Source organism: Streptomyces sp. NPDC003035, from assembly GCF_042888285.1.
Taxonomy (GTDB): Bacteria; Actinomycetota; Actinomycetes; order Streptomycetales; family Streptomycetaceae; genus Streptomyces.
In genome coordinates this window covers 1-21,721 of sequence record NZ_JBIAPJ010000015.1, presented here as the reverse complement: position 1 = coordinate 21,721, position 21,721 = coordinate 1, and the positions used below count along the sequence as shown (strand labels likewise).

The following is a 21,721-nucleotide window of genomic DNA, read 5'->3' as shown; positions in this document are numbered from 1 at the left end:
CCCGCCGCGAGGAGTGTCAAGGGACGTCATGGCAGAAGAAACCCCCGTCCCCGCCTCGATCACGAGCGCCGATGTGGCACGCCTCGCCGGGGTGTCCCGCGCCACCGTCTCCTTCGTACTCAACAACACCCCGGGCCATCGGGTCAGCGAAACCACCCGTGTCCGCGTCCTCGACGCGGCCGACCGGCTCGGATACGTCCCGCACGCCGCCGCCCGGTCCCTGCGTGCCGGTCGGAGCGATCTCGTCCTGATGCCCGCCTCCATCTCCGCGATCGGCCGGCTCGTCAGCGACTGGGTCGACGACCTGCACAGCGAACTCGACCGCCACGGCTACACCGCCGTCCTCCACGCGGGCCGCTTCAGCGACCCCGTCGACGCCGCCCGCGCCTGGGCGGAACTGCGCCCGGCGGCGGTCGTCGCGCTCGACGGTGACAGCCTCACCACGCAGGCCGCCGAGTTGCTGCGCCGCGCCGGAGTGCGCGGGTTGCTGGCCTTCGCGTCCCGCCCCGTGCCCGGAGTCCATACCATCGGCTTCGATCACGCCCGTATCGGCGCCACGGCCGCCGAGCACCTGATCGCCCGCGGCAGGAGCCGTATCGGCGTCGTCATGCCCCAGGAGCGCGGCCTCGACGCCTTCGCCCGACCGCGCCTCAGGGGAGCAGAATCGGTCGCTGCCCGGCACATGGCCACCGTCACTCCGGTGGAACTCGCCTACACCAGGGACTCCGCGGCCGCGCTCGCCGGCCGCTGGGCGAGCCTGGACCTCGATTCCGTCTTCGCCTACAACGACGAGTACGCCGCACTGCTCCTGCACGCGCTCAAGGCCGAGGGCATCGCCGTGCCGGACGAGGTGGCGATCGTCGGCGCGGACGACCTCGTCCTCTCGGCGTTCCAGCAGCCGGCGCTCAGCACGATCCGCCTGGACCTGGCCTCACCGGCTCGGATCGCGGATGCCCTGCACGAGCTGATCGAGACCGGCTCGACCGCGCCGCTCCCCGCCGTAGAGGCCGTACTCGTCCACCGCCAGACCTCCTGAGCTCCTCCCCGCCCGCCCAAAGGCTTGCGCCACGCGTCAGCCGACCCACGCGCGCCCGGCCCGCGGGGCGGCCCCGAAGGCGAGCCGCGGTCGCCGAGCAGGAGTACGTGAGCCGCGTCGTCGAACGCTTCGCGGGGGCCCGGGCCCCGTCGAACCACGCCTGGTCGAGGGCCACGTGGGTCGGCGGCGGCTCCCGGCCCGTACGGTTCACGGGCCGGGAGCCGCCGCCTTCGGCTACGGCACCGCAGGTGCTGCGACCGGGGTGGTCGCGCCCGCCCCCCGGCGCTCGCGGAGTGATTCCCGGGCGAGCGCGGGGGCGCAGAGCCACCACGCCAGGAGACCCGCGCCCGCACCGGCGGCCGCTCCGGCCGCCGTGTCGGTGAGCCAGTGCGCGTGCAGCCAGGTACGGCTCCACATCATGGCCAGCGTCAAGAGGGTGCCCCCGAGCCACCAGGCTCGTCGCCGCGCGGCCGGGACCAGCAGTACCCCGATGAGGACGACGAGCAGTGCCGCCCCGGCCGCATGGCCGGACGGGAATGAGCCGTGGTCGACCCGGACCAGCGGGTTCGCCGGACGCGGCCGGTCCACCAGGTGCTTGAGCCCCTGGACGACGAGCAGATTGCCGGCGAAGTAGACGCCGAGCAGGAAGCCGACCGAGGCCCAGCGCCTGCGCAGGAGCAGAAAGAACAGCAGGGCGAGCGGTACGACGACGCCCAGCGGGCCACCGAACCAGTCCAGGGCCGTGGCCAGTACGGCGTACGGCCCGTCGTGCGGGCCGCCCATCCAGGCCAGCCACTGGTCGTCCAGGCCCTGGAACGGCGGGTTTGTCGGGTCCGGCCGGACGACGAAAGCCGGCAGCGCGGCGGCGCCGAGCAGCAGGAGCCCCGCCATAAGGACACCGACGCGGCGGCGAGGGGCCGCCGCATCGGCGGGCGGTCTTTCGATGAGGGGGGAGGGGGCGGTCGAATTCGTCGACATGGGTGCCTCTCGTGACCGCGGGGGTGGGCCCGCGGCCCTTGGGTGGCCGAGGGCCCGGACGGACCGGGCCCCTCGGCGGAACAGGACTGCGACAGAACAGGACTGCGACGGAACGGGAGCGCGTCGGAAGGGAGCGGAGGCGCGGATGGGTGGGGGAGCGGGGACAGGGCCGGGTGGGACCCTCAGGCCCCTGGGGTCAGGTGCCGGGCCAGGAACGCGACGCTCTCCGCGACGATCTCAGGGATGTCGGCGGAGCCCAGGAAGATGTGGTCGGCGCCCTCGACGGGCCGCAGGGTCACGTCTCCACCCACGCCCACCAGGGCTTCGGCGAGCGCCTCGCTCTGGCTGAACGGGACCAGGCCGTCCCGCGTGCCGTGGATCAGCAGGAACGGCGGCGGGGTCGAGTCCCGCGCGTACGTCACCGGGCTCGCGGCCAGGGCGAGCGCCGGGCGCTCCGCCTCGGTGCCTCCGAGCAGAGCCTCGTACGGGTCGGGGAACTCGCCGCCCGGGGGCATCCCCGGCAGGGGGTGACCGGCCAGGGCGGGGAGGTCGGAGACCCCGTACCAGTCGACGACGGCCCGGACGCCGGTGTCTCCGGTGGCCACCCCGTGGGCGCCCTCCAGCGCTTCGGCGTTCGCGCTGCCCGGGCCGACGAGGCCGGCCAGTGCCGCCAGGTGACCGCCCGCCGACTCGCCCCAGACGGCGATCCGGTCCGGGGCGATGCCGAGCTCGCCGGCGAACCGGCGGATGTACCGGATCGCGGCCTTCACGTCGTGCAGCTGGGCCGGGAAGGGGGCTTCGAGGCTGTGCCGGTAGTCGATGGAGACGAGCGCGAGTCCGGCGGCCAGGACCGCTCCGTGCAGCAGCGCGGCCGGGACGGTCGGCGGCGGGTAGCGACGGTCGCCGTCCAGCCAGCCGCCGCCGTGTATCCACACGACCGCAGCGAACGGCCCCTCTCCGGCCGGGACTTGGACGTCGAGAAGCCGGGGGCGGTAGCCGGGTGTGGTGGCGTAGGTGACCCCGTCGAAGCGGCGCACCCCGTGCTCGTCCGTCACAGGCGGTACCGGGGGGTGGTAGGGCGGGGGTGGCCAGGTCATGTCGGCCAGGTCGAGCTCGGCCGGGTGGGATTGCGTCATTGCGGCCCTTCTGCCGGCCCCGGGGTTCGTAACGCTTTGTCCGAAATGCTTGCGCGCGGCGCCCAGGGAGACGTAGCGTGTTACACGTGTTATCAAAACTCTAGCGACGCATTTCCGCTGCCGACAAGCCCACAGCTGTCTGGTTCTCGGATCGGTTACACGAGTGACTCGGCGGTTGCGTCGCATGTCCCCTCTGGGAGCACGTCATGCTCAGCGCCGCCGCTCGTTCCGCCTCTCACGTTCCGGCCTCGGCGCATGCCCCGGCTTCCGGCCATGGCCCGGCTTCAGGGCATGGCCCGGCCCCGGATCACGCCCTGGAGTGCGCCGTGGACCACGCTCCGGGCCCCGCCCTCACGCGGGCCTTCGTTCGCTGGGTGCCCGAGCCCACCCCGGCGACCGTTCCGCTGGTCCGTACTCGCGTCCGCGCCCTGCTCGAGGGCTGGCGGATCGCCGCCGGCATCGCGGACACCCTCCTCCTGGCTGTCAGCGAGCTCGTCGGCAATGTCGTCCAGCATGCCGCGACCGGCCGGATGCGCGTCGGCGTCTCCTATGGCGGGGGCTGGCTGTGCCTGCAGGTCGCCGACGGGGCGGCTGTCCTGCCTCAGCTTCCCGATCCCGCCGCCGAGGTCGATCCGGATGCCGAGGGCGGGCGGGGTCTGCTTCTGATCGAGCTGCTGACCGCCGAGGTGGGAGGCGAACTCGCCGTTCTGGTGCATGAGTTGGGCAAGTGTGTGCGGGTGCGCGTTCCTCTCGCCTGAGTCGCTCGGGCGGTGCGGCGGGGCTTCGGGATATCGCGGAAAGTTGACGGCCGCCAAATTATCGAGATACTTGCCCCATCTCCCCGCTGCTCCCTGATTGAGGTGCCGCCCCATGGAGCTCTCCCCTTCGGCGCATGCCGATCCCTTCTGCCGCGACCGGCTGCCCGACTTCTCCCTCTGGCCCCAACTCCACTTCGACCTCGCGGAATTGGACTATCCCGACCGGCTCAACTGCGCCCGCCGCCTGCTCGACGACGCCGTCGAGCGCTGGGGCCCGGACCGTCCCTGTCTGCTGACCCCGACCGAACGCTGGACCTACGGCGAGCTCCAGCAGCGCGCCGACCAGGTCGCCCAGGTCCTCACCGAGGACCACGGGATACGGCCCGGAAACCGCGTCCTGCTGCGCGGCCCCAACAACCCCTGGCTCGTCGCCGCGTGGTTCGGCGTCCTCAAGGCCGGCGGTGTGGCCGTCACCACGATGCCGCTGCTGCGTTCCGCCGAACTCGCCGAACTGTGCGAGATCAGCCGCCCTACGGTCGCCGTATGCGACCACAGACACCTCGCGGAACTCGACGCGGCGGTCCCTCCGGGCCCGCCAGGAAGCCCCCGCCCGCCCGGCCTGCCGGTCATCCCGTACGGGGGCCCCGGCGACGCCGATCTGACCGCCCGCTGCGCCACGAAGGAGGGCCGGTTCACCGCCGTCGAGACCGCGGCCGACGACGTGGCGCTGATCGCCTTCACCTCGGGGACGACAGGGCGCCCCAAGGCGACGCTGCACTTCCACCGGGACGTCCTCGCCAACGCCGACACGTTCTCGCGGCACATCCTCAAACCCCGCCCCGACGACGTCTTCACCGGCACACCGCCGCTCGCCTTCACCTTCGGCCTCGGCGGGCTCGTGGTCTTCCCTCTCCACACCGGTGCCGCGACCCTGCTGATCGAGCAGGCCACCCCCCAGCAGCTGGCGGATCTCGTCGCGGCGCACGACGTGACCGTCCTGTTCACCGCGCCGACCGCCTACCGGGCGATCATGGCCGCCGGGGCGACCGGGCAGTTGTCCGGCCTCCGACGCTGCGTGTCCGCGGGAGAACCTCTGCCGGCCTCCGTCTGGGAGGAGTTCCACACGGCCACAGGCCTGCGCATCATCGACGGCATCGGCGCCACCGAGATGCTGCACGTCTTCATCTCCGCCGCCGACGAGGACATCCGCCCCGGGTCCACGGGCCGGCCCGTCCCGGGATACCGCGCAGCGGTGGTCGACGACCAGGGCGATCCGGTACCCGACGGACAGCCCGGCCTGCTGGCCGTCACCGGTCCCACCGGCTGCCGCTACCTCTCCGACCGGCGCCAGACCACGTACGTCAGGAACGGCTGGAACATCACCGGTGACACCTACATCCGGGACGCCGACGGCTACTTCTGGTACGTGGCCCGCAGCGACGACATGATCGTCTCCTCCGGCTACAACATCGCCGGCCCGGAGGTCGAGAAGGCCCTCGCCGCCCACCCGTACGTCGAGGACTGCGGCGTCGTCGGCGCCCCCGACGAGCGGCGCGGCATGGTCGTCAAGGCGTACGTCGTCCTGCGCGACGGTACGCCGACGACCGACGTCACCGTCCGCGAGCTTCAGTCCCACGTCAAACAGGCCATCGCACCGTACAAGTATCCGAGGGCCGTGGAATTCGTCGCGGAGCTCCCGAAGACCGCCAACGGCAAGCTCCAGCGCGGCGAACTGCGCCGACTCGCCCGGGCCGCGGCCCGCGCCGAGGACACCCGAACAGACGGCGCCCCCACGGAGACCGCCGGCCCCGGCGACCCCCGTACAGCGGCCGCCGGACCCGAGAACACCTCCGAGGCCGGCGGGATCGACGGCACCCGCGCCGATGCCGGACCCGAGAACACCTCCGAGGCCGACGGGATCGACGGCCCCCCCGCCGGCGAAGCCGAAGGAAGCTGCGCCGACGGCGCCTCCGAGGCCGTGGTGCCGTGCCTGCCCAGCGTCACCGTCGAGCGCCGCGTCGAGTGGCCGGACACGGACGCCGCCGGCCACTACCACCACTCGACCGTCGTCCGCTGGGTCGAGGCTGCCGAGGCCGTCCTGCTGCGCCGCCTGGGACTCTCCCACCTCTTCGGCAGCACGCCCCGCGTCCACTTCGAGGCCGACTACCGCGCCCGGCTCTGGTTCGGCGAGGCCGTCCGTACCGAGCTGCGCGTCACCAAGGTCGGCGCGAGCTCCCTTCACTACGCCTTCACCGTCCTCGGCGAGGAGGGCACGAAGGCCGTCACCGGACGCATGGTCATCGCCCACTCGGCGGCTCGCGCCACCGGGACCATCCCCTGGCCCGCCGATGTCCGCGAGGTCCTCACCAAGGCGGGCCCGCAGGCCCCCGAGCTGATCCACAGAACCACAGGAGGCACCCCGTGCGCATAGCAGTCATCGGAGGAGGGCCCGGCGGCCTGTACTTCGCGGCCCTGGCCAAACAGCTCTCCCCGGACTGGGAGGTCACCGTGTGGGAGCGCAACGCCCCCGACGACACGTTCGGCTTCGGGGTCGTCTTCTCCGACGAGACCCTCGACGGCATCGCGACCGCCGACCCGGTCATCCACGCGTCGATGTCGGCGGAGTTCGCCCGCTGGAGCGACATCGACGTCCGCTACCGGGGGCAGACCCTCACCTCCGGCGGACACGGCTTCGCGGCCCTCGGCCGCCGGAGCCTGCTGCGGATCCTCCAGGACCGCTGCGCGGCCCTCACCGTGGACGTCCGCTACCGCACCCAGGCCCCTCCCGCGGACCGACTCGCCGCCGATCACGACCTGGTCGTGGCATGCGACGGCGTCCGGTCGGCCACCCGCGCCGCCTACGCCGACACCTTCGGCCCCCACCTCGACGAACGTGCCGGCCGCTACATGTGGCTCGGCACCGACAAGGTCTTCGAGGCCTTCACCTTCATCGTCGAGGAGCGGGACTTCGGCACCCTCCAGGTGCACGCGTACCCGTACGACGACACCCGCTCGACCTTCATCGTGGAGCTCGACGAGGACACCTGGCGTCGCGCCGGTTTCGCGGACTGTGCCGACCGGGAGTACCCGCCCGGCGCCAGCGACGAGGAGAGCATCCGGCGCTGCGAGGAGATCCTCGCCGGGCACCTGGACGGCCACCGGCTCCTGCCCAACAACTCCAAGTGGCTCCGCTTCACGACGGTGCGCAACCGCACCTGGCGGCACGAGAACGTGGTGCTCCTCGGGGACGCGGCCCACACCGCCCACTTCTCCATCGGCTCCGGCACCAAGCTCGCCATGGAGGACGCACTCGCCCTCGCGGCCTGCCTGCACGAGCATCCGGACGACGTCCCCGGCGCGCTCGCCGCGTACGAGGACGAGCGCCGACCGGTCGTGGAGTCCACCCAGCGGGCCGCCCAGGCCAGCCTCGAATGGTTCGAGAACATCGACCGCTACACCGGCCAGAACCCGCATCAGTTCGCCTTCAACCTGCTGACCCGCAGTCGCCGCGTCACCTACGACAACCTGCGCGTCCGCGACGAGGCCTTCACCACCGCCGTCAACACCACCGACCCCGTCCCGCCGATGTTCCGGCCCTTCCGGATCGGCGGCCTGTACCTGCGCAACCGGGTCGTCGTCCCGCCCACCGCCCTCGCCACCGCCCGTGACGGAGTCCCGGGCGACTTCGACCTCGTCCACCTGAGCACCCAGGCCCTCGGCGGGGCCGGCCTGGTCATCGCCGGCATGACCGCGGTCGGAGCCGACGCCCGCCCCGACCCCGGCTGCCCGGGCCTGTGGAACGACGATCACGAGGCCGCCTGGCGACGCATCACCACCTTCGTCCACGGCCAGAGCGACACCTGCCTCGGCATCCAGCTCACCCACGCGGGCCGCCGCGCGGCCGCCGGACCCCTGATCGCCGCCTCCCCACTGCCCTGGGACGAGAACAGCACGACGCCGCGCGAGGCCACCCGTGCCGACATGGACCTGGTCGTACGGGACTTCGTACGCGCCGCCCAGCGCGCCGACCGAGCCGGATTCGACGCGCTGGAACTCCAGTACGGGCACGGGCACCTGCTCTCCGGGTTCCTCTCGCCGCTGACCAACCGGCGCACCGACGAGTACGGCGGCAGCCTGGCCGGGCGGCTTCGCTTCCCCCTGGAAGTGCTGCGCGCCGTAAGGGAGTCATGGCCCGTGGGCAAGGCGCTGCTGGTCCGGATCTCCGCCGCCGACTGGGCGGAGGGCGGCCTGAGCGAGGCCGACGCCGTGGGTATCGCCCGAGCCCTCGCCGAGGCGGGCGCCGACGCCATCGATGTCTCCACCGGCGAGGTCGTCGCGCACGAGCGGCCCCGCTTCGGCCGCAGTTACCAGACCCCGTACGCCGATCTGATCCGCAACGCCACCGGGGTCCCGACCATCGCCGTCGGCGCCATCTCCACGTACGACGACGTGAACTCCATCATCCTGGCGGGCCGTGCCGACCTGTGCGGCGTCGGCCGTGCCCAGCTCCACGACCCGCTGTGGACCCTGCACGCCGCCACCGCCCAGGGCTATCGCGGCCCGGCCGCTCCCTGGGCACCGTGCTGGAAGGCCGGCAGCGGCCGCCCACCCGGGGCGCGCACGGACCGCGTACCTCCGCGACTCGAACTCCTGCGGCAGCCCCCCACCCCCGTGCACCAGCGCTGGCTACCGCGCGGGACCACGGTCGCCGTGCCCGCCGAAGCCACCGTCGCTTCGGCGTCCGCTGAAGCCGCCACCGCCGCCCGCGCGCGATGAAACGCGCGTGATGAAAGGGGACAACCCCGTGCCACAACCGCCGCCCGCCCTCCACACGCTGCCCCGTTTCACGGCCGCCGCCGTCCAGGCCGCACCCGTCTACCTCGACCCCGCCGCCACCGTCGACAAGGCCGTCGCCCTGATCGCCGAGGCGGCCGGGAACGGGGCCGAACTGGTCGTCTTCCCCGAGGTGTTCGTCCCCGGATACCCGTACTGGAACTGGACGATGAACCCGGTCCAGGGATCGCCCTGGTTCGAGCGACTCCAGCGAGCCTCGGTCGACATCCCCGGACCGTACGTCGACGCCCTGTGCGCCGCGGCCCGCCAGTACGGCGTCGTCCTCGTCATCGGAGTCAACGAGCGGGCGGCCCACAGCCTCGGTGTCCTCTACAACACCCTGCTCACCATCGGACCGGACGGCGAACTCCTCGGAGTGCACCGCAAGCTGGTGCCCACCTGGGCCGAGAAGCTCACCTGGACCGGTGGCGACGGCAGCTCGCTGCGCGTCCACCGGACCCCGGTCGGCCCACTCGGCGCCCTCGCCTGTGGTGAGAACACCAACACTCTGGCCCGCTTCACCCTCCTCGCGCAGGGCGAACTCGTCCACGCCGCCTGCTACATCGCCCTGCCCGTCGCCCCGGCCGACTACGACATGGCCGACGCCATCGCCGTACGGACCGCCGCCCACAGCTTCGAGGGCAAGGTCTTCTCCGTCGTCGCCTGCTCCACCGTCTCACCGGAGATCGTCGACACCCTCGCCGGCGACGACGAGGACCTCCGCGCCCAGTTCCAGCGACCGCGCAGCGCGCTGTCCGGCATCTTCGGCCCCGACGGCCGCCCCGTCACCGAACCGCTCGTCGACGACGAAGGCATCGTCTACGGCGAGATCGACCTCGGCCGCTGTATCCAGCCCAAGCAGATGCACGACATCACCGGCCACTACAACCGCTTCGACATCTTCCGCCTCGAAGTCGACAACACCCCACGCCCGCCGGTGACCTTCACCGCGCCGCCGGCGGGTCCCCTGACCGCCACCGCCCCTGAGGAGGACGTATGACCATGGAGCAGGACGACAGCATGCTCGGCCGTGCCCGGGTCTCCGACACCCCCGAACTCACCGCGTACTACGGCGAACTCGAAGCGCTGGACGCCGGCGCCCTGTGGACCGTCGCCAACGACATCGAGCCGTGGTATCCGCAGCCCAGGTCCGTGCCCGTGCTGTGGCGTTACGCGGAACTGCGGCCGCTCGTCCACAAGGCCCTCGGCCTGGTCGAGGCCGACGACGCGGGCCGTCGCGTCGTCATGCTCGTCAACCCCGGCCGCAAGGACGTCAGCGCCGCCGCCGGACTCCTCTACACCGGCCTCCAGATCATGGGCCCGGGGGAGGCCATGACCGCCCACCGCCACCAGGCCGCCGCCCTGCGCTTCGTCCACGAGGGCAACGGCGCCTGGACGATCGTCGACGGCCAGAAGCTCACGGTCGGCCCCCGCGACTTCGCCATCACCCCGAACGGCACCTGGCACGAGCACGGCAACGACGGGACCGACGCCCCGGTGATCTGGCAGGACGGCCTGGACATCCCCCTGGTCAACGCCCTGGACGCCGGGTTCTACGAGGTACATCCCGAGCTCTACCAGACCCCCGGAAAGGTGGTGAACTCCTCCCTCCTCACCTACTCCGGCACCCTGCTCCCGTACGGGGCGGAGAAGTGGACCCGACCCTACTCGCCGCTGCTCGCCTACCCGTGGGAGCCGACGTACGAGGCCCTGCGCGGCCTCGCCAGGGCCACCGAGGGCTCCCCGTACGACGGGGTCATCGCCGAGTACACCAACCCGGTGACCGGCGGCTCGGTGATGCCGACCATGGGCGCCCACATGCAGCTCCTGCGCCCCGGGCAGGCCACCGCGGCCCACCGGCACACCGGCTCCGTGATCTACACCGTCGCCAAGGGCAGGGGTGCGTCGGTGATCGCCGGACGGCGCTTCGAGTGGACCGAGGGGGACATCTTCTGCGTCCCGTCCTGGGCCTGGCACGAGCACCACAACCTCGACCCGTCCGAGGACGCCTGCCTCTTCTCCTTCGACGACTTCCCCGTCATGCGCTCGCTCGGCTTCCACCGCGAAGAGGCGTACCCCGACAACGGCGGCCACCAGCCCGTCACCGCCGCCTGACCCACGAGGAGCCCCTCATGCGCTTGCTGACCTTCACGACCGCAGCCGATGCCGCACCGCGGCTGGGTGTCGAGACCGACGACCACGTCCTCGACCTCACCGCCCTCGCCGACCACGCGGGCGTCCCCCTCCCGCGCGACCTGCTCGGACTGGTCCAGGCCGGGCCGGCCACCCTGGACGCCGTGCGCCTGCTGCTCGAAGGAACCCGCCCCGCCCACGCCGTCCACCGGCCCGACGACGTCCGCCTCGGCGCCCCCTTCCGCCCCGGCAAGATCATCGGGGTCGGACTCAACTACGTGGAACACGTCGAGGAGTCCAGCCGCAGCCTCGACACCGACAAGGAACTCCCGCCCCGCCCCGTGCTGTTCAGCAAGCCCGCCACCGCCGTCACCGGCCCCGGCGCGCCCATCCTGCACAACGCCGACCTCACCACCCAACTGGACTGGGAGTGCGAACTCGCCGTCGTCATCGGCCGCACCGCCTCCCGGGTGAGCGAGGAGGACGCGTACGACCACATCTTCGGCTTCAGCATCGTCAACGACATCAGCGCCCGCGACCAGCGCCGCTCCGGCCAGTGGTTCTTCTCCAAGGGGCAGGACTCGTACGCGCCTTTCGGCCCGGTGGTCGTCACCGCCGACGCGATCCCGGATCCCATGGCCCTGGACCTCTCGCTGCGCGTCAACGGCGTCACGAAGCAGAAGTCGAACACCCGGCACATGCTCTTCCCCATCGCCCGCCTGATCGCCGACATCAGCTCCGGAGTCACCCTGGAGGCCGGCGACGTCATCGCGACGGGCTCGCCGTCCGGGGTAGGGGCCGGCATGGTCCCGCCCGAGTTCCTCGCGCCCGGTGACACGGTGGAGGCGACGGTCGAGCTGATCGGCACCTTGACCAACCCGGTGGTCGACGCCCGCTGAGCCCTGTGCGGAGCCCCCATAAGCGCCCTACCTCGCACCGAGCGGCACCGGCCCCGCACGACCACCCCGCACCCGACCCCGTACGAGAACCGAGGAGCACCCGTGTCACCACCCCGCGACCACCGCACCTACCGCATCGGCCAGATCGTGCCGAGCTCCAACGTCACCATGGAGACCGAGATCCCCGCGATCCTGCGCGCCCGCGCGGCCGTCGCACCCGACGAGCACTTCACCTTCCACTCCAGCCGGATGCGCATGACCCACGTGACTCCCGAGCAGCTCAAGGCCATGGACGCCGACTCGGACCGCTGCGCCGTGGAGCTCTCCGACGCGCGCGTCGACGTACTCGGTTACGCCTGCCTCGTCGCCATCATGAGCATGGGACCGGGCTACCACCGGGTCTCCGAGGAGCGGCTGCACCTGCGCACGGCCGAGAACGGCGCCCCCGCGCCGGTCGTCACCAGCGCGGGCGCGCTCGTCCACGGACTGAACACCATCGGTGCCAAGAAGATCGCGCTGCTCGCCCCCTACATGCGCCCCCTCACACAGACGGTCGTGGACTACCTCACCCGGGAGGACATCGAAGTCCTCGACCACCGAGCCCTGGAGATCCCGGACAACCTCGACGTGGCTGCCCACGATCCGGCCAGGCTGCCGGGCCTCGCCCGCGCGCTGGACCACTCGGAGGCGGACGCGGTCGTCCTCTCCGCCTGCGTGCAGATGCCCTCGCTCGGCGTCATCGAGGAGGCCGAACAGCTCCTGGGCAAGCCGGTCGTGTCGGCGGCCGTGTGCACCGCCCACCAGATGCTGCGCGCCCTGGACCTTCCGGCCGTGGCCCCCGGGGCCGGACACCTGCTGTCGGGGGCGTATGCCTGACCGGACAGGGCCTGAAGGGGGCCCCGATATGATCGCGACCGCGTACAACGGAAGGCGATCATGTCGGACAGCCCCCTCAGGCCCAGCTCGTTGATCAACACGGTCTACGGGGCGTTCCTGCGCCGCCTCGACGGCTGGATCTCCATCGCGGACCTGATCACGCTGATGGGGGAGCTGGACGTCGACGGCCCCGCGGTGCGCTCGGCGATCTCCCGGCTGAAGAAGCGCGGAGTCCTCGAACCGGAACGGCGAGATGCCACCGGCTACCGGCTCAGCCCGACCGTCCTGCCCGTCTTCGACGAGGGCGACCGCCGGATCTTCGGCAGCCTCGAACCCGCCGACCTGGCGGACGGCTGGGCCATGGCCGTGTTCTCCGTACCGGAGTCGGAACGCTCCCACCGCTACCAGCTGCGCACCCGCCTGACGTGGCTCGGCTTCGGCAACATCGCCCCGGGCGTGTGGCTGGCACCGGGCCGGCTGCTGGAGGACGCCCGGAGCATGCTGGTACGGCTCGGCCTCAGCGAGTACGTCCACCTGTTCGCCGCCGAGTACGCGGCCTTCAGCGACCTTCCGGACACGGTGAGCTCGTGGTGGGACTTCCCGGCGATCCAGAAGCAGTACGCGGAGTTCACCGACACCTACGCACCAGTGGCCGCGCGCCTGACCACGACCGAATCGGAACCCGAACCGGCCGAGGCCTTCCGCCACTACGTCCCGCTGCTCACCCAATGGCGCCGCCTCCCTTACCTGGACCCGGGCCTGCCCACCGAACTGCTCCCGACGGACTGGAACGCGGTAGCGGCCCGCCAGGTCTTCCAGCAACTGCACGGAATCCTGCTCGACCCGAGCCTGCGCCACGTGGACGAGGTCACGGGACGGCGAGCCTGAGCGCCCCTGGACCACGCGTGCGCGGCCGGGGCGGCGGGGTGCGCCGGGTTCGGCGGTTGATGAGACCGGACCCATGACGATCATGGCGGCACGTGTGGGCGGGCCTGACGACGTGCCGGAGCGGGTCTTGCCGGTGACCGCTCCGGGCGAGAATCTGAAATCCCACGAGGACGAGGGGGCCAGGGCGACGAGAAGTGGTTCGCCGACCTCGTCGACGGGCGCCTGCTGTTCGCCCGAAGACCGTGGGAACATACCGCCGACCTGCCGTACTCGTTCCGGGCCGGTCGGCCTGCCCCGCCCTGTCGGCCGGTCCGTCGTCAGTCGCTGTGGTTCTTCCTCGGCGGCTTGGCCTTCCCCGGTCGCGGCTCGGGATCGACGCGGACGGGACCCCGGACGGCCTCGCCCCGCGGGCTGTCGGGCTCCCGCAGGCCGGCGGCAGTGGGATCCTCACGCTCGTCGGCCGCCGAACTCGGATGCGTGCCGGACTCCTTGGGCGTGAGGGAAGGCATCGTCCGCGAACGGGGGACGGCGGGCATTGCCGCCGGTGAGGAGGACGGGCCCGGATGTCCTGCCCGGTCCGACGAGGGTTCGGTCGCCCCATCCGCCCGGCCCGACGTGGATTCCGTCGTGGCCTGGCGCGGTGGCCGGGAGGTCGCATCCTCATCCTCGGAGGGCAGACCACCGATCGAGCCGGTCAGCGTGACTCCGAGCACGGCCAGTGCCGCCCCCGCAGCAAGGAGGGCACGGCCGGAGCGGCGGGAAGCGGGGACCGTGGAAAGGGGGTCCGGGGGCGGGGACCCCTCGCTCGGTGTCGCCGCGAGCACCGGCCCCGCGCCCCCTGTTCGCGCACCCGCGAACTCCGACCGCAGTGTGTCGCCTGCCGCGTTCCGGTCCTCACCCGCGTTCCGGACGTCCACCGATGGGCCGACCCCGCGGCAGGACGACGCCGAGTCCCCGCCCTGCATGGCGGCCAGTGCCCGATGGCAGGCGTGTGCGTCGGGCCTACCGGTCTCCTCCGGATCCGTCATGGCCTCCAACAGCTCGACGAGATCCGCCGACAGGTCCGGGGGAATGGCCGGGGGCCGGTGCAGCCGCGCGATCGCTGCCTCCAACGGGGCACCCGCGTACTCCAGCTCACCCTTCAGGGCCTCGAGGAGCACGAGTCCGAGGCTGTAGACGTCCGCGGCCGGCGCCGCTCCTTTGCCCAGCACCTGCTCCGGCGCCATGTACGCCGCGGTTCCCACGAGAGTTCCGGTGGCGGTATGGGCGGTGGCGTCGAGCAGCCGGGAAATGCCGAAGTCGGTCAGGTACGGGGTGCCCGTGCCGTCGAGAAGGATGTTCGACGGCTTGACGTCACGGTGGACGACACCGGCCGCGTGCACATGAGCCAGCGCCGAGGCCAGCGCGGCCCCGATACGGGAGACCTCGGCGGGAGGCAGGGGCCCCGCGGCGATGCGCCTGCGCAGCGTCGTCCCCTTGATGAGCTGCATCACCAGGTAAGGCCGTCCGTCCTCGTGACCGGAGTCGTACACGGTCACCAGGCCCGGGTGTTGCATGTGGGCCAGCAAGCGGCCCTCGCCGTCGAAGCGCTCCTCCGTCTGGGACTCGCCGCCCGGCCGGAAGACCTTCACCGCCACCGGCCGGTGCAGCCGCAGGTCCCACCCCTCGTACACATCAGCCGCACCACCGCGCCCCAACAGGTCGTCGAGCCGATAGCGGCCGGCGACCACGTGGGCCGTGAGCCGGAGATCCGGTGGGGCCGGCCACGGGCGGACCTTCATCTGCGCTCCCTGGGGTTCCGTTGTCGCCTTCCGCTGTCCGCCCGCCCACGTACGTCCGGGCCGGGCAGGGAGCGCCGGCCTCCGATGCCTGACCGTATGACCGCTGAACGGCGTTCGTACCGTACCGCCCCCGGCGGGCCTGCCCGTGTGCGAGCTCGGAACTACGCGTGCCCCCTGGGCCCCGGGACATCCGTGTGAAAGCCGGAAAATCCGTGGGGAACTCCCCGACACTGCGGCACGCACGCACCGGCATCACCTGCGCCTGGCAGGGCACGCTCCCTTCGCGCGTCAACTCCGCTGGATGAGCCACGATTGCGGAGCCCTCCTCCGGCCGAGCGGAAGGGAGCCCGTGAGCGGATACGGGCCCGCCCCGTCCCATCAGTCAGTGCGCCAACTCGTCGGCCACCTCCTTCACCGCGTCCAGCGAACCTGCCAGCGCCTCCCGTGACGCGGCTCGGGCCCGGCGCAATCTCTCGTACCCATACCCGGCGAACGCCACAGCCCCGATGCCGTACGCAGCCGCCAACGCCCCCGTCACCCGCGGCGCCGGCCACACCCGCTCCAGCGCCCGCACCGCCGACTCCTGAGCCGCCAGCAGAGCCAGCACACCGAGCACCCCGCCCGCCCCCAGAGCCGCCGATCCCCGGCGCCCCTCGGACACGGCAGCCACCAACTCCGCCTTCACCTGGTCAATATCCTCACGGACCAACTCGATCACATCCTGTGACAGTGCTTGCATGCTTTCCCGGTACCCCTGACGCGGCCGGGCAGACACGCGTCAGACCGCCACGCGCACCACCGAGAGACGACAGCCTCAGTGCGGCTTCGGGGGATACGCCTGCCGGCCTCCCTGGCCCGTCGGGTCGTCGGGGTCCTCGCGGTCCACCATGGAGGCGTACGTGGCGATTCTCATGTGGACACGGCTTTGACCGAGGGCCAGAGCTGGACAGCGGCCGGCCGCCCATGCCTGTCCGGCTGACGCCACGGGGCGAGAACGTCATCGGTCCTCTCCAGCCCTGGCGGACGAGGGCGATCTGGCACGGCACTGAGATCGCGTGTTGCGCCCTGGGCATCCCGCAGGGCGCCGAGGCGGGCCTCAGATGGAGAGCCTGCCGGGGAACGCTCCGTGGCCGACTCCAGGTGCCGTGACGGCCAGCCAGCCGTGGCCGCGGACCTCGGTGTCCGGTCCGACCGCGTCAGGGTCGACGGAGAGGTACGCGCAGGCCGACCGGGCTCCCATGGTGCCCGCGTTGGACGGGCTGTCGTCGGGGTCGGAGTACGAGCCGTCCGCCTCGAGGGTCTCCCAAGGCAGCGGGTCGCCCTCCCATTCAGGCTCGCCTTCGGCTGCGTACTGGCGGATCACCCGGCCGTTCTCGGCGACGATCCACACGTCGGAGCCGCCGGCGTCGTCCAGGAAGAAGAACTGGGCGTGGCCGCAGTGGACGCTGAGGCGTTCGACCGTCTCGATCATGCCCTCCCAGGGGTCGCCGACGACGAGGAGGTCGAAGGGACCGAAGATCAGTCGCCAGCCGTTCAGTTCGGGGGTGACGAAGGCCCGCCCCACGGTGAGGTCGGCGCCGTCCGGTCCCGGTACGTCGATCTCCCGGCTTTCGGACGCCTGGACGCCGGCGGCGACCGTGACGGGCCGCCGGTCATGCAGGCCGAGAGCCTCGAAGACCCCCTCGTACGACGCGCCGGGCACGGCCATCCACCAGCCGCTGAGGGCCGACGACGGGAGGCTCGGGATCTCGTCCGGGATCTTCACCCGTATCAGCCGCTCGACGGCCGCCTGGTCGCGGTCGTCGAGCGCGTCGATGCCGCCGCCCTCCACCAGCGCGGCCATCGCGCCCCGCCGGACCCTCGGGGACACGGCCGGGTCGCGGCGCAGGGAGCGCAGCCGCGGCCGGAAGGAGTCGTGCAGCAGGCGGGCGTAGTCGCGAGCCTTGTAGGGGACGAAGTGGCCGCCGGCGACCTTGTCCACCAGGGCCCGCAGTCCGGCCTCGGACTCCACCCTCAGCCTGAGGAGCCCCTGGAAGCCGTCGTCGGACATCCCGTGGTTCGGATCGGCCGCCAGGGCCGCGTACTGGTCGGCGCAGCGCTCGTCGAACGCCTTGATGAGCCGGGACGCCTCCCAGTCCCGCACCTCCTTTCGGCGCCAGGCCGCCAGGAGGGCGTCGAAGGCCGGCGGACCGATATGCCTCAACGCCCGCGTGGTGGGCTGCAGATCAGCGGCCCGCTGCACATCGCCCAGACGCTGGAGCAGCATCGGCACCACCGTGTCGGCCTGCTCGGCCAGCCGTGCGGCTGCGGCCTCCACGCGCGCGGCGTCGTCGCTGTCCAGGTCCTCGAGAAGGGATTCGATCTTCATACGGCAGCACAGTAGTCACGGGGCCGCTCGCGCCATGAACCCGGCTGGATCCGGCGCTGCGCGGTGATCGTCCGCGGACTCGAGTGATCGGTCTTCGTCCGGGCGCCGTCCGGGTGAGGAGGGCGGCCTTGAACGGCCATGGCCCCTCCGTACGGACCACATACTCCTCCGTGTCGTCGATCACGACGGCCATACGCCCGCCGTTCGGGGTGACGACCCGGAAGACGCCGGCGACCTGTATGCGGGCGGCGTCCACGCCCGCTTCGACCAGTCCCCATATCGGCTGTGGACGTCGGGGGTTTCCCCGTGCGCGGCGGCCGGATGCACCCCGCGCCCGGCCCCGACCGGGGCGAGGACCTCCTGCCGGGACGCCGCTCGCTCGCCACGTTCGACGGGCCGGCTGTTTCGCCGACTCAGCCGGGCGACCTCAGTCGCGTCATGCCATCGCGGTCGTCGAAGGTGCGCTGGTGGGTGGCGTGTTCGGCGGGGCGTAGTCGTTCGGCTCGCGGGTCGATCCCGCGGACGTGGGCGCGCTGGAGACCAGGATCGGCCAAGAGCTGGCGGGCGGTGCCTGCCAGGTCGGGGCTGTGGGCGGTGTACCACTCGGCTCCGCGGGCGCCGACGCCGAGCAGCTCCATCATGACCCGGCAGGGCAGGGTGTGCGTGAACGCGCCGAACAGGTCGCTGCCACGGGTGGGAGACCTTCCGACCCGCGGTTCAACTCGATACGTGCCCCCACCGGAGCCGCTTTCACCGACCGGCAACCGACCCCGCATCTCCTGGCTTGTCGGAGTTGTAGCTGCCGCTCGGTGGGCCGCGGAGTGGTACGGGCTGCGCTGGAGCTGGTCGGGGGCGCCGCAGCAGTGGCCGGCGTGTTGAACAGGCTTACGTCCGCGGTCTTGCGGCCGACGCAGGTCAACGGCCGCCCGGCACTGGTCCTGCGCACGGGCGGGGAGATCGTCACCGTTCTGGCGGTGCGCCTCGAGGGGGGTCTCATCACCGTTCTCTACGCCGTCCGCAACCCCGAGAAGCTGTCACGCATCCACCGGGAGACCGCGGTGGACCGCTGAACCCGAACGGACCCGCTCCGAACGGGCAGGCCGCTGCATGGCGGTGTCTCAGGTCCCGCGTCACGCGGGCGGTGAGACTGTGCGGCGAACGTGGGGTCCCACAACGGTTACCTCGGCCAAGGCTGTCTTCTTCTGAACGGGGGGTGGGTCCCTGGGTGGTCGGCTCCGGAAGTCCCGCGGGGGGCGTGCAGTTGGACGGATGCGGCTCGGGGGGAGGGTTTCGGCGCGGTGGGCTGGCTCTCTGGCGCCGGCCGAGGGTCTCCGGTCCGGTCAGCGGCATGGTGCTTGAGCGGCCGGGCATGTCGGGGGGAGAGCCGGGTGACACCGGCGAGCCGTCCACGGTGAGTGGCCACCGCAGGCCGGACGGACGGGTGGTGGTGGATCCCGCAGCGTCGTGTCCAGGGGGCCGGAGCCGGTTACGGGTTCTCGGCATCGCCGCCGGTGCCGGTGCCGGTGCCGGTGCCGGTGTTGGGGGTGGGTTGGGGTTTGGTGTGGAGGATTTCGCGGGCTTGTTCGGCGGCGCGGGAGATGCTTTCGGAGACGAAGTCGAGGAAGCGGGCGATGTTTTCCAGGCGGATGGCGGCGGGGGTGTCGGGGCCGAGGATGCTGATGCCTTCGCGGGCGGTTTCGACGAGTTGTGCGGTGGAGCGGGCGCTGGCGATCATTGAGCGGTACCAGATGTCGTCGTCGACGGTGTAACGCTCGCGGCGGCGTTCGTCGCGTTCGCGGCGGATCATGCCCTGGCTGTCGAGGTAGGCGATCGCCTTGGACACGGATGCGGGGCTGACCTGGAGGTGCCGGGCGAGTTCGGCGGCGGTCATGCTGCCGGTGTCGGTGAGGGTGATGCAGGACAGGACCCGGGCCATCATCCGGGGCATGCCGGAGGCCGTCATCACGGCGGTGAACAGTTCCTCGTACGCGCGTACGGCCTCGGGGTCGCGTCCGTGCGGCTGGGGGGAGGCCTGCGTCCCGCGGGGTGCGGCCTGCCTGCGCCGGTGGGCGCGGCGTTCGGTGGCGCGGTGGGCCAGGTCGGCGCGGTAGGCGGTGGGGCCTCCGTTGCGCATCACCTCCCGCGTGACCGTCGAGGTCGGACGGTGAAGACGCCTGGCGATCTCCGCGTAGGCGAGACCGTCGGCCACTCCCAGCGCGATCTGCTGGCGTTCTTGCTGGGTGAGCCTGCCTCCAGGCATCGAGTTCTCCTTCGTGCTGTGCGCCGCGGCCCCCAGCATAGCCTTCACTCCCAATTCATTGCAACAAACCGCAGAAGAGCTGTTGCGTTATCTCTGAAACCGTTGCAACGCTTCCCGGGCTTTTGCCTGGGCTGATGCGATTTCTGTGCAACGAGCTTGTCGTAACGTTAATGAACGCAACGTAGCGTTTGTGGTGCCAGAAACAACTTGTCAAGGAGTGCATGATGCAGTAGTTCGCCACCCCCGGCCCCGATCTTTGCCGTCCTGGACATCCCCGCCGGACGCATCCGGTTCATCGCCGCCGATCGGGGAGGCGAAGTGACCCCCATGACAGTGGGTCATCTCCCGCGACTACCCTCCCGCCCCCCGGGGTGGGCGTCCCGGCGGCCCGGGCGTCGGTGTACGCCGCCCCGTCCGTGCGTTCGGCGTGTCGGGTTGCTCGCCCCGTTTGTGCGTTCCGTGTGTCGGTGTACGCCGCATCGTCCGCGGCAGTCTTGGCACGTCCCCCTGGCGCGTGCGGTCTGCCGCGGCGTCCGCGCACAGTCATGGCATGCTTCCCCTGGTGCGTGCGGTCTGTTGCACTGGTGAGAACCCAGAGGTGCCTCTGTGGGCCTGGGGTGGGCTTGCCGTCTGTCGGGGGGTTTCCGGTGCCGTTTGCCGGGCTTTTCTGTTGGGGGCGTTCTGGCGTGCGGGCGTGTCGTATCGTCCGCCGCGGTCACGCGGGGAGGATGGTGTGTCATCGTTCTGTGACCCGGTGTACGTCCTGCCGGGGATGTGGGCGCGGCGCTCATGGTGATCGGCTCCCGGCTCGGGGCCGTCTACGACGGCTGTGGGCGGGATGCCATGCCGGGCAGCGGCTGTTCGTCGGCCGGTTCACCGCCTGTCTGGGTTCCCGGGGGGCCGGCGACCTGTTGGGCGGCGCGTGCGCGCTCATTTTCGTGTTCGTGAAGTGGCTGCGGTTGGCGTATGAGGACCATGACGAGGATGTCGTCGCCTGCGTGGTGTTCAGCGTTGTGGCCGTGATGTGGGCGATGCCCAGTTGTGTCCGTCCTGAGGCGGTTCCCGCGATGGCCGGCCTGTTCGTCGCGGTCGGCTGCGGCCTGGGTCCGGGTCTGTGGCGCGGGCGGTGCGGCGTGTGGACCGGCAAGGAGATGAACTTCCTGGAAGTCACCGCTTTCCTGCTGGTGGTGCTCATCGACCGGCTCGCCGGCGACTGGGACTTCGCCTCCTGCCTGATCGCCGAAGCGCTTTTTTGGCGCGGATCGGGACTGTCCCGACGCGGCCCGCAGCGCTGCTTGTCTCCTTTGCACCGCACACAGTGCCGGGCCGGGCGGGGGGCCTGGCCATGCTCGCGTAGGGGTCTCGGTGTCCGCGCGCGGTCCGCCCTCGACTGTCGGTGAGCGGTCCGGCCGGCCGAAGCGGCCCCCACACCCGCCCTGGCCCCCGGTCCTGGTGAGGGCCGGCTGTCTCCTGGTCGCCTCGCGACACTGGTGTACGGCATGGTGTACGGCACGTCGGCTGTCGAACCGGCCTGGTGGCGGGGGGTGTTGGGGGGGCGTGCGGCGGGCGGTGTCCAGTGGTTCGTGGCGGCCGGCCGTCGTCCCTGTGGCCGCTTTTCGGGCGGTGGGGGGAGGGGCCGGGTGGACGTTCCGCGGCCGGGCTCCGGGGCAGGCGTGGTGCCGCGGCCCGGCCGGGGGGGGCGCGGGGCGGGTGTCTGTGCCGGGCTGTGTGGTTCCGGGATGCGGTCGTTCCCTGGGCGTGTGGTCGTTCCCCGG

At 71.8% G+C, this 21,721-nt stretch carries 18 protein-coding genes and 1 pseudogene; 12 read left to right on the top strand and 7 right to left on the bottom strand.

Annotated features, from left to right (window positions below; translation table 11 throughout):
- The first annotated feature begins 28 nt into the window (after positions 1–28).
- Entirely contained in the window at positions 29–1,036 is a 1,008-nt protein-coding gene (locus tag ACFYV5_RS34080) for a LacI family DNA-binding transcriptional regulator (protein WP_389175224.1), read from the top strand.
- A gap of 234 nt (positions 1,037–1,270) precedes the next feature.
- Here the strand turns inward: ACFYV5_RS34080 and ACFYV5_RS34075 are convergent, their stop codons facing one another.
- Positions 1,271–1,927 carry a phosphatase PAP2 family protein gene (locus ACFYV5_RS34075; RefSeq protein WP_389175221.1) on the bottom strand — a complete coding sequence of 219 codons (657 nt, stop codon included), beginning with the start codon at positions 1,925–1,927 and terminating at the stop codon, positions 1,271–1,273.
- A gap of 269 nt (positions 1,928–2,196) precedes the next feature.
- Positions 2,197–3,150: an alpha/beta hydrolase fold domain-containing protein gene (locus ACFYV5_RS34070; RefSeq protein WP_389175218.1), complete on the bottom strand. Its 954-nt coding sequence runs from the start codon at positions 3,148–3,150 to the stop codon at positions 2,197–2,199.
- A 326-nt stretch (positions 3,151–3,476) separates the two neighbouring features.
- Between ACFYV5_RS34070 and ACFYV5_RS34065 the strand changes: the two genes are divergently transcribed.
- From ACFYV5_RS34065 to ACFYV5_RS34025, 9 genes and pseudogenes are all read left to right on the top strand, one after another.
- Positions 3,477–3,908 carry an ATP-binding protein gene (locus tag ACFYV5_RS34065; protein WP_389175216.1) on the top strand — a complete coding sequence of 144 codons (432 nt, stop codon included), beginning with the start codon at positions 3,477–3,479 and terminating at the stop codon, positions 3,906–3,908.
- 112 nt (positions 3,909–4,020) lie between these two features.
- Positions 4,021–5,685 (top strand): annotated as a pseudogene (locus ACFYV5_RS34060) (AMP-binding protein); the annotation flags it as partial.
- A 201-nt stretch (positions 5,686–5,886) separates the two neighbouring features.
- Complete coding sequence (locus ACFYV5_RS34055; RefSeq protein ID WP_389175447.1) at positions 5,887–6,339, top strand: acyl-CoA thioesterase; 453 nt, start codon at positions 5,887–5,889, stop codon at positions 6,337–6,339.
- Positions 6,330–8,684 carry an FAD-dependent monooxygenase gene (locus tag ACFYV5_RS34050; protein ID WP_389175213.1) on the top strand — a complete coding sequence of 785 codons (2,355 nt, stop codon included), beginning with the start codon at positions 6,330–6,332 and terminating at the stop codon, positions 8,682–8,684. The genes ACFYV5_RS34055 and ACFYV5_RS34050 overlap by 10 nt, the downstream gene beginning before the upstream one ends.
- Positions 8,685–8,712: 28 nt before the next feature.
- Positions 8,713–9,741, top strand: coding sequence for a carbon-nitrogen hydrolase family protein (locus ACFYV5_RS34045; RefSeq protein ID WP_355114162.1), 1,029 nt, complete (start codon positions 8,713–8,715; stop codon positions 9,739–9,741).
- Complete coding sequence (locus ACFYV5_RS34040; protein ID WP_389175209.1) at positions 9,738–10,856, top strand: cupin domain-containing protein; 1,119 nt, start codon at positions 9,738–9,740, stop codon at positions 10,854–10,856. Before ACFYV5_RS34045 ends, ACFYV5_RS34040 begins: the two co-directional genes overlap by 4 nt.
- 17 nt (positions 10,857–10,873) lie before the next feature.
- Positions 10,874–11,773, top strand: coding sequence for a fumarylacetoacetate hydrolase family protein (locus ACFYV5_RS34035; RefSeq protein ID WP_389175206.1), 900 nt, complete (start codon positions 10,874–10,876; stop codon positions 11,771–11,773).
- 168 nt (positions 11,774–11,941) lie between these two features.
- Complete coding sequence (locus ACFYV5_RS34030) at positions 11,942–12,649, top strand: Asp/Glu racemase (protein ID WP_389175444.1); 708 nt, start codon at positions 11,942–11,944, stop codon at positions 12,647–12,649.
- A gap of 60 nt (positions 12,650–12,709) precedes the next feature.
- Positions 12,710–13,537 (top strand): PaaX family transcriptional regulator C-terminal domain-containing protein, encoded by an 828-nt coding sequence (locus ACFYV5_RS34025; protein WP_389175203.1) that lies wholly within the window; start codon positions 12,710–12,712, stop codon positions 13,535–13,537.
- A 317-nt stretch (positions 13,538–13,854) separates the two neighbouring features.
- On the opposite strand, the gene ACFYV5_RS34020 is transcribed toward ACFYV5_RS34025, so the two are convergent.
- The 4 genes from ACFYV5_RS34020 to ACFYV5_RS34005 form a co-directional block, all read right to left on the bottom strand.
- The gene (locus tag ACFYV5_RS34020; RefSeq protein ID WP_389175200.1) at positions 13,855–15,318 is read right to left on the bottom strand and encodes a protein kinase; all 1,464 of its coding nucleotides are present in this window, start codon (positions 15,316–15,318) and stop codon (positions 13,855–13,857) included.
- A gap of 382 nt (positions 15,319–15,700) precedes the next feature.
- Positions 15,701–16,057: a phage holin family protein gene (locus tag ACFYV5_RS34015; RefSeq protein WP_189464334.1), complete on the bottom strand. Its 357-nt coding sequence runs from the start codon at positions 16,055–16,057 to the stop codon at positions 15,701–15,703.
- Between the two features lie 357 nt (positions 16,058–16,414).
- Complete coding sequence (locus ACFYV5_RS34010; protein ID WP_389175196.1) at positions 16,415–17,686, bottom strand: hypothetical protein; 1,272 nt, start codon at positions 17,684–17,686, stop codon at positions 16,415–16,417.
- A gap of 413 nt (positions 17,687–18,099) precedes the next feature.
- Entirely contained in the window at positions 18,100–18,327 is a 228-nt protein-coding gene (locus tag ACFYV5_RS34005; protein ID WP_389175194.1) for a hypothetical protein, read from the bottom strand.
- A 258-nt stretch (positions 18,328–18,585) separates the two neighbouring features.
- On the opposite strand from ACFYV5_RS34005, the gene ACFYV5_RS34000 reads away from it, so the two are divergent.
- Positions 18,586–18,756: a hypothetical protein gene (locus tag ACFYV5_RS34000; protein WP_389175191.1), complete on the top strand. Its 171-nt coding sequence runs from the start codon at positions 18,586–18,588 to the stop codon at positions 18,754–18,756.
- A 416-nt stretch (positions 18,757–19,172) separates the two neighbouring features.
- Here ACFYV5_RS34000 and ACFYV5_RS33995 read toward each other — a convergent pair whose 3' ends face one another.
- Positions 19,173–19,946 carry a helix-turn-helix domain-containing protein gene (locus ACFYV5_RS33995; RefSeq protein WP_389175189.1) on the bottom strand — a complete coding sequence of 258 codons (774 nt, stop codon included), beginning with the start codon at positions 19,944–19,946 and terminating at the stop codon, positions 19,173–19,175.
- Positions 19,947–20,884: 938 nt separating this feature from the next.
- On the opposite strand from ACFYV5_RS33995, the gene ACFYV5_RS33990 reads away from it, so the two are divergent.
- Positions 20,885–21,346 carry a hypothetical protein gene (locus tag ACFYV5_RS33990; protein WP_389175186.1) on the top strand — a complete coding sequence of 154 codons (462 nt, stop codon included), beginning with the start codon at positions 20,885–20,887 and terminating at the stop codon, positions 21,344–21,346.
- Positions 21,347–21,721 lie beyond the last annotated feature (375 nt).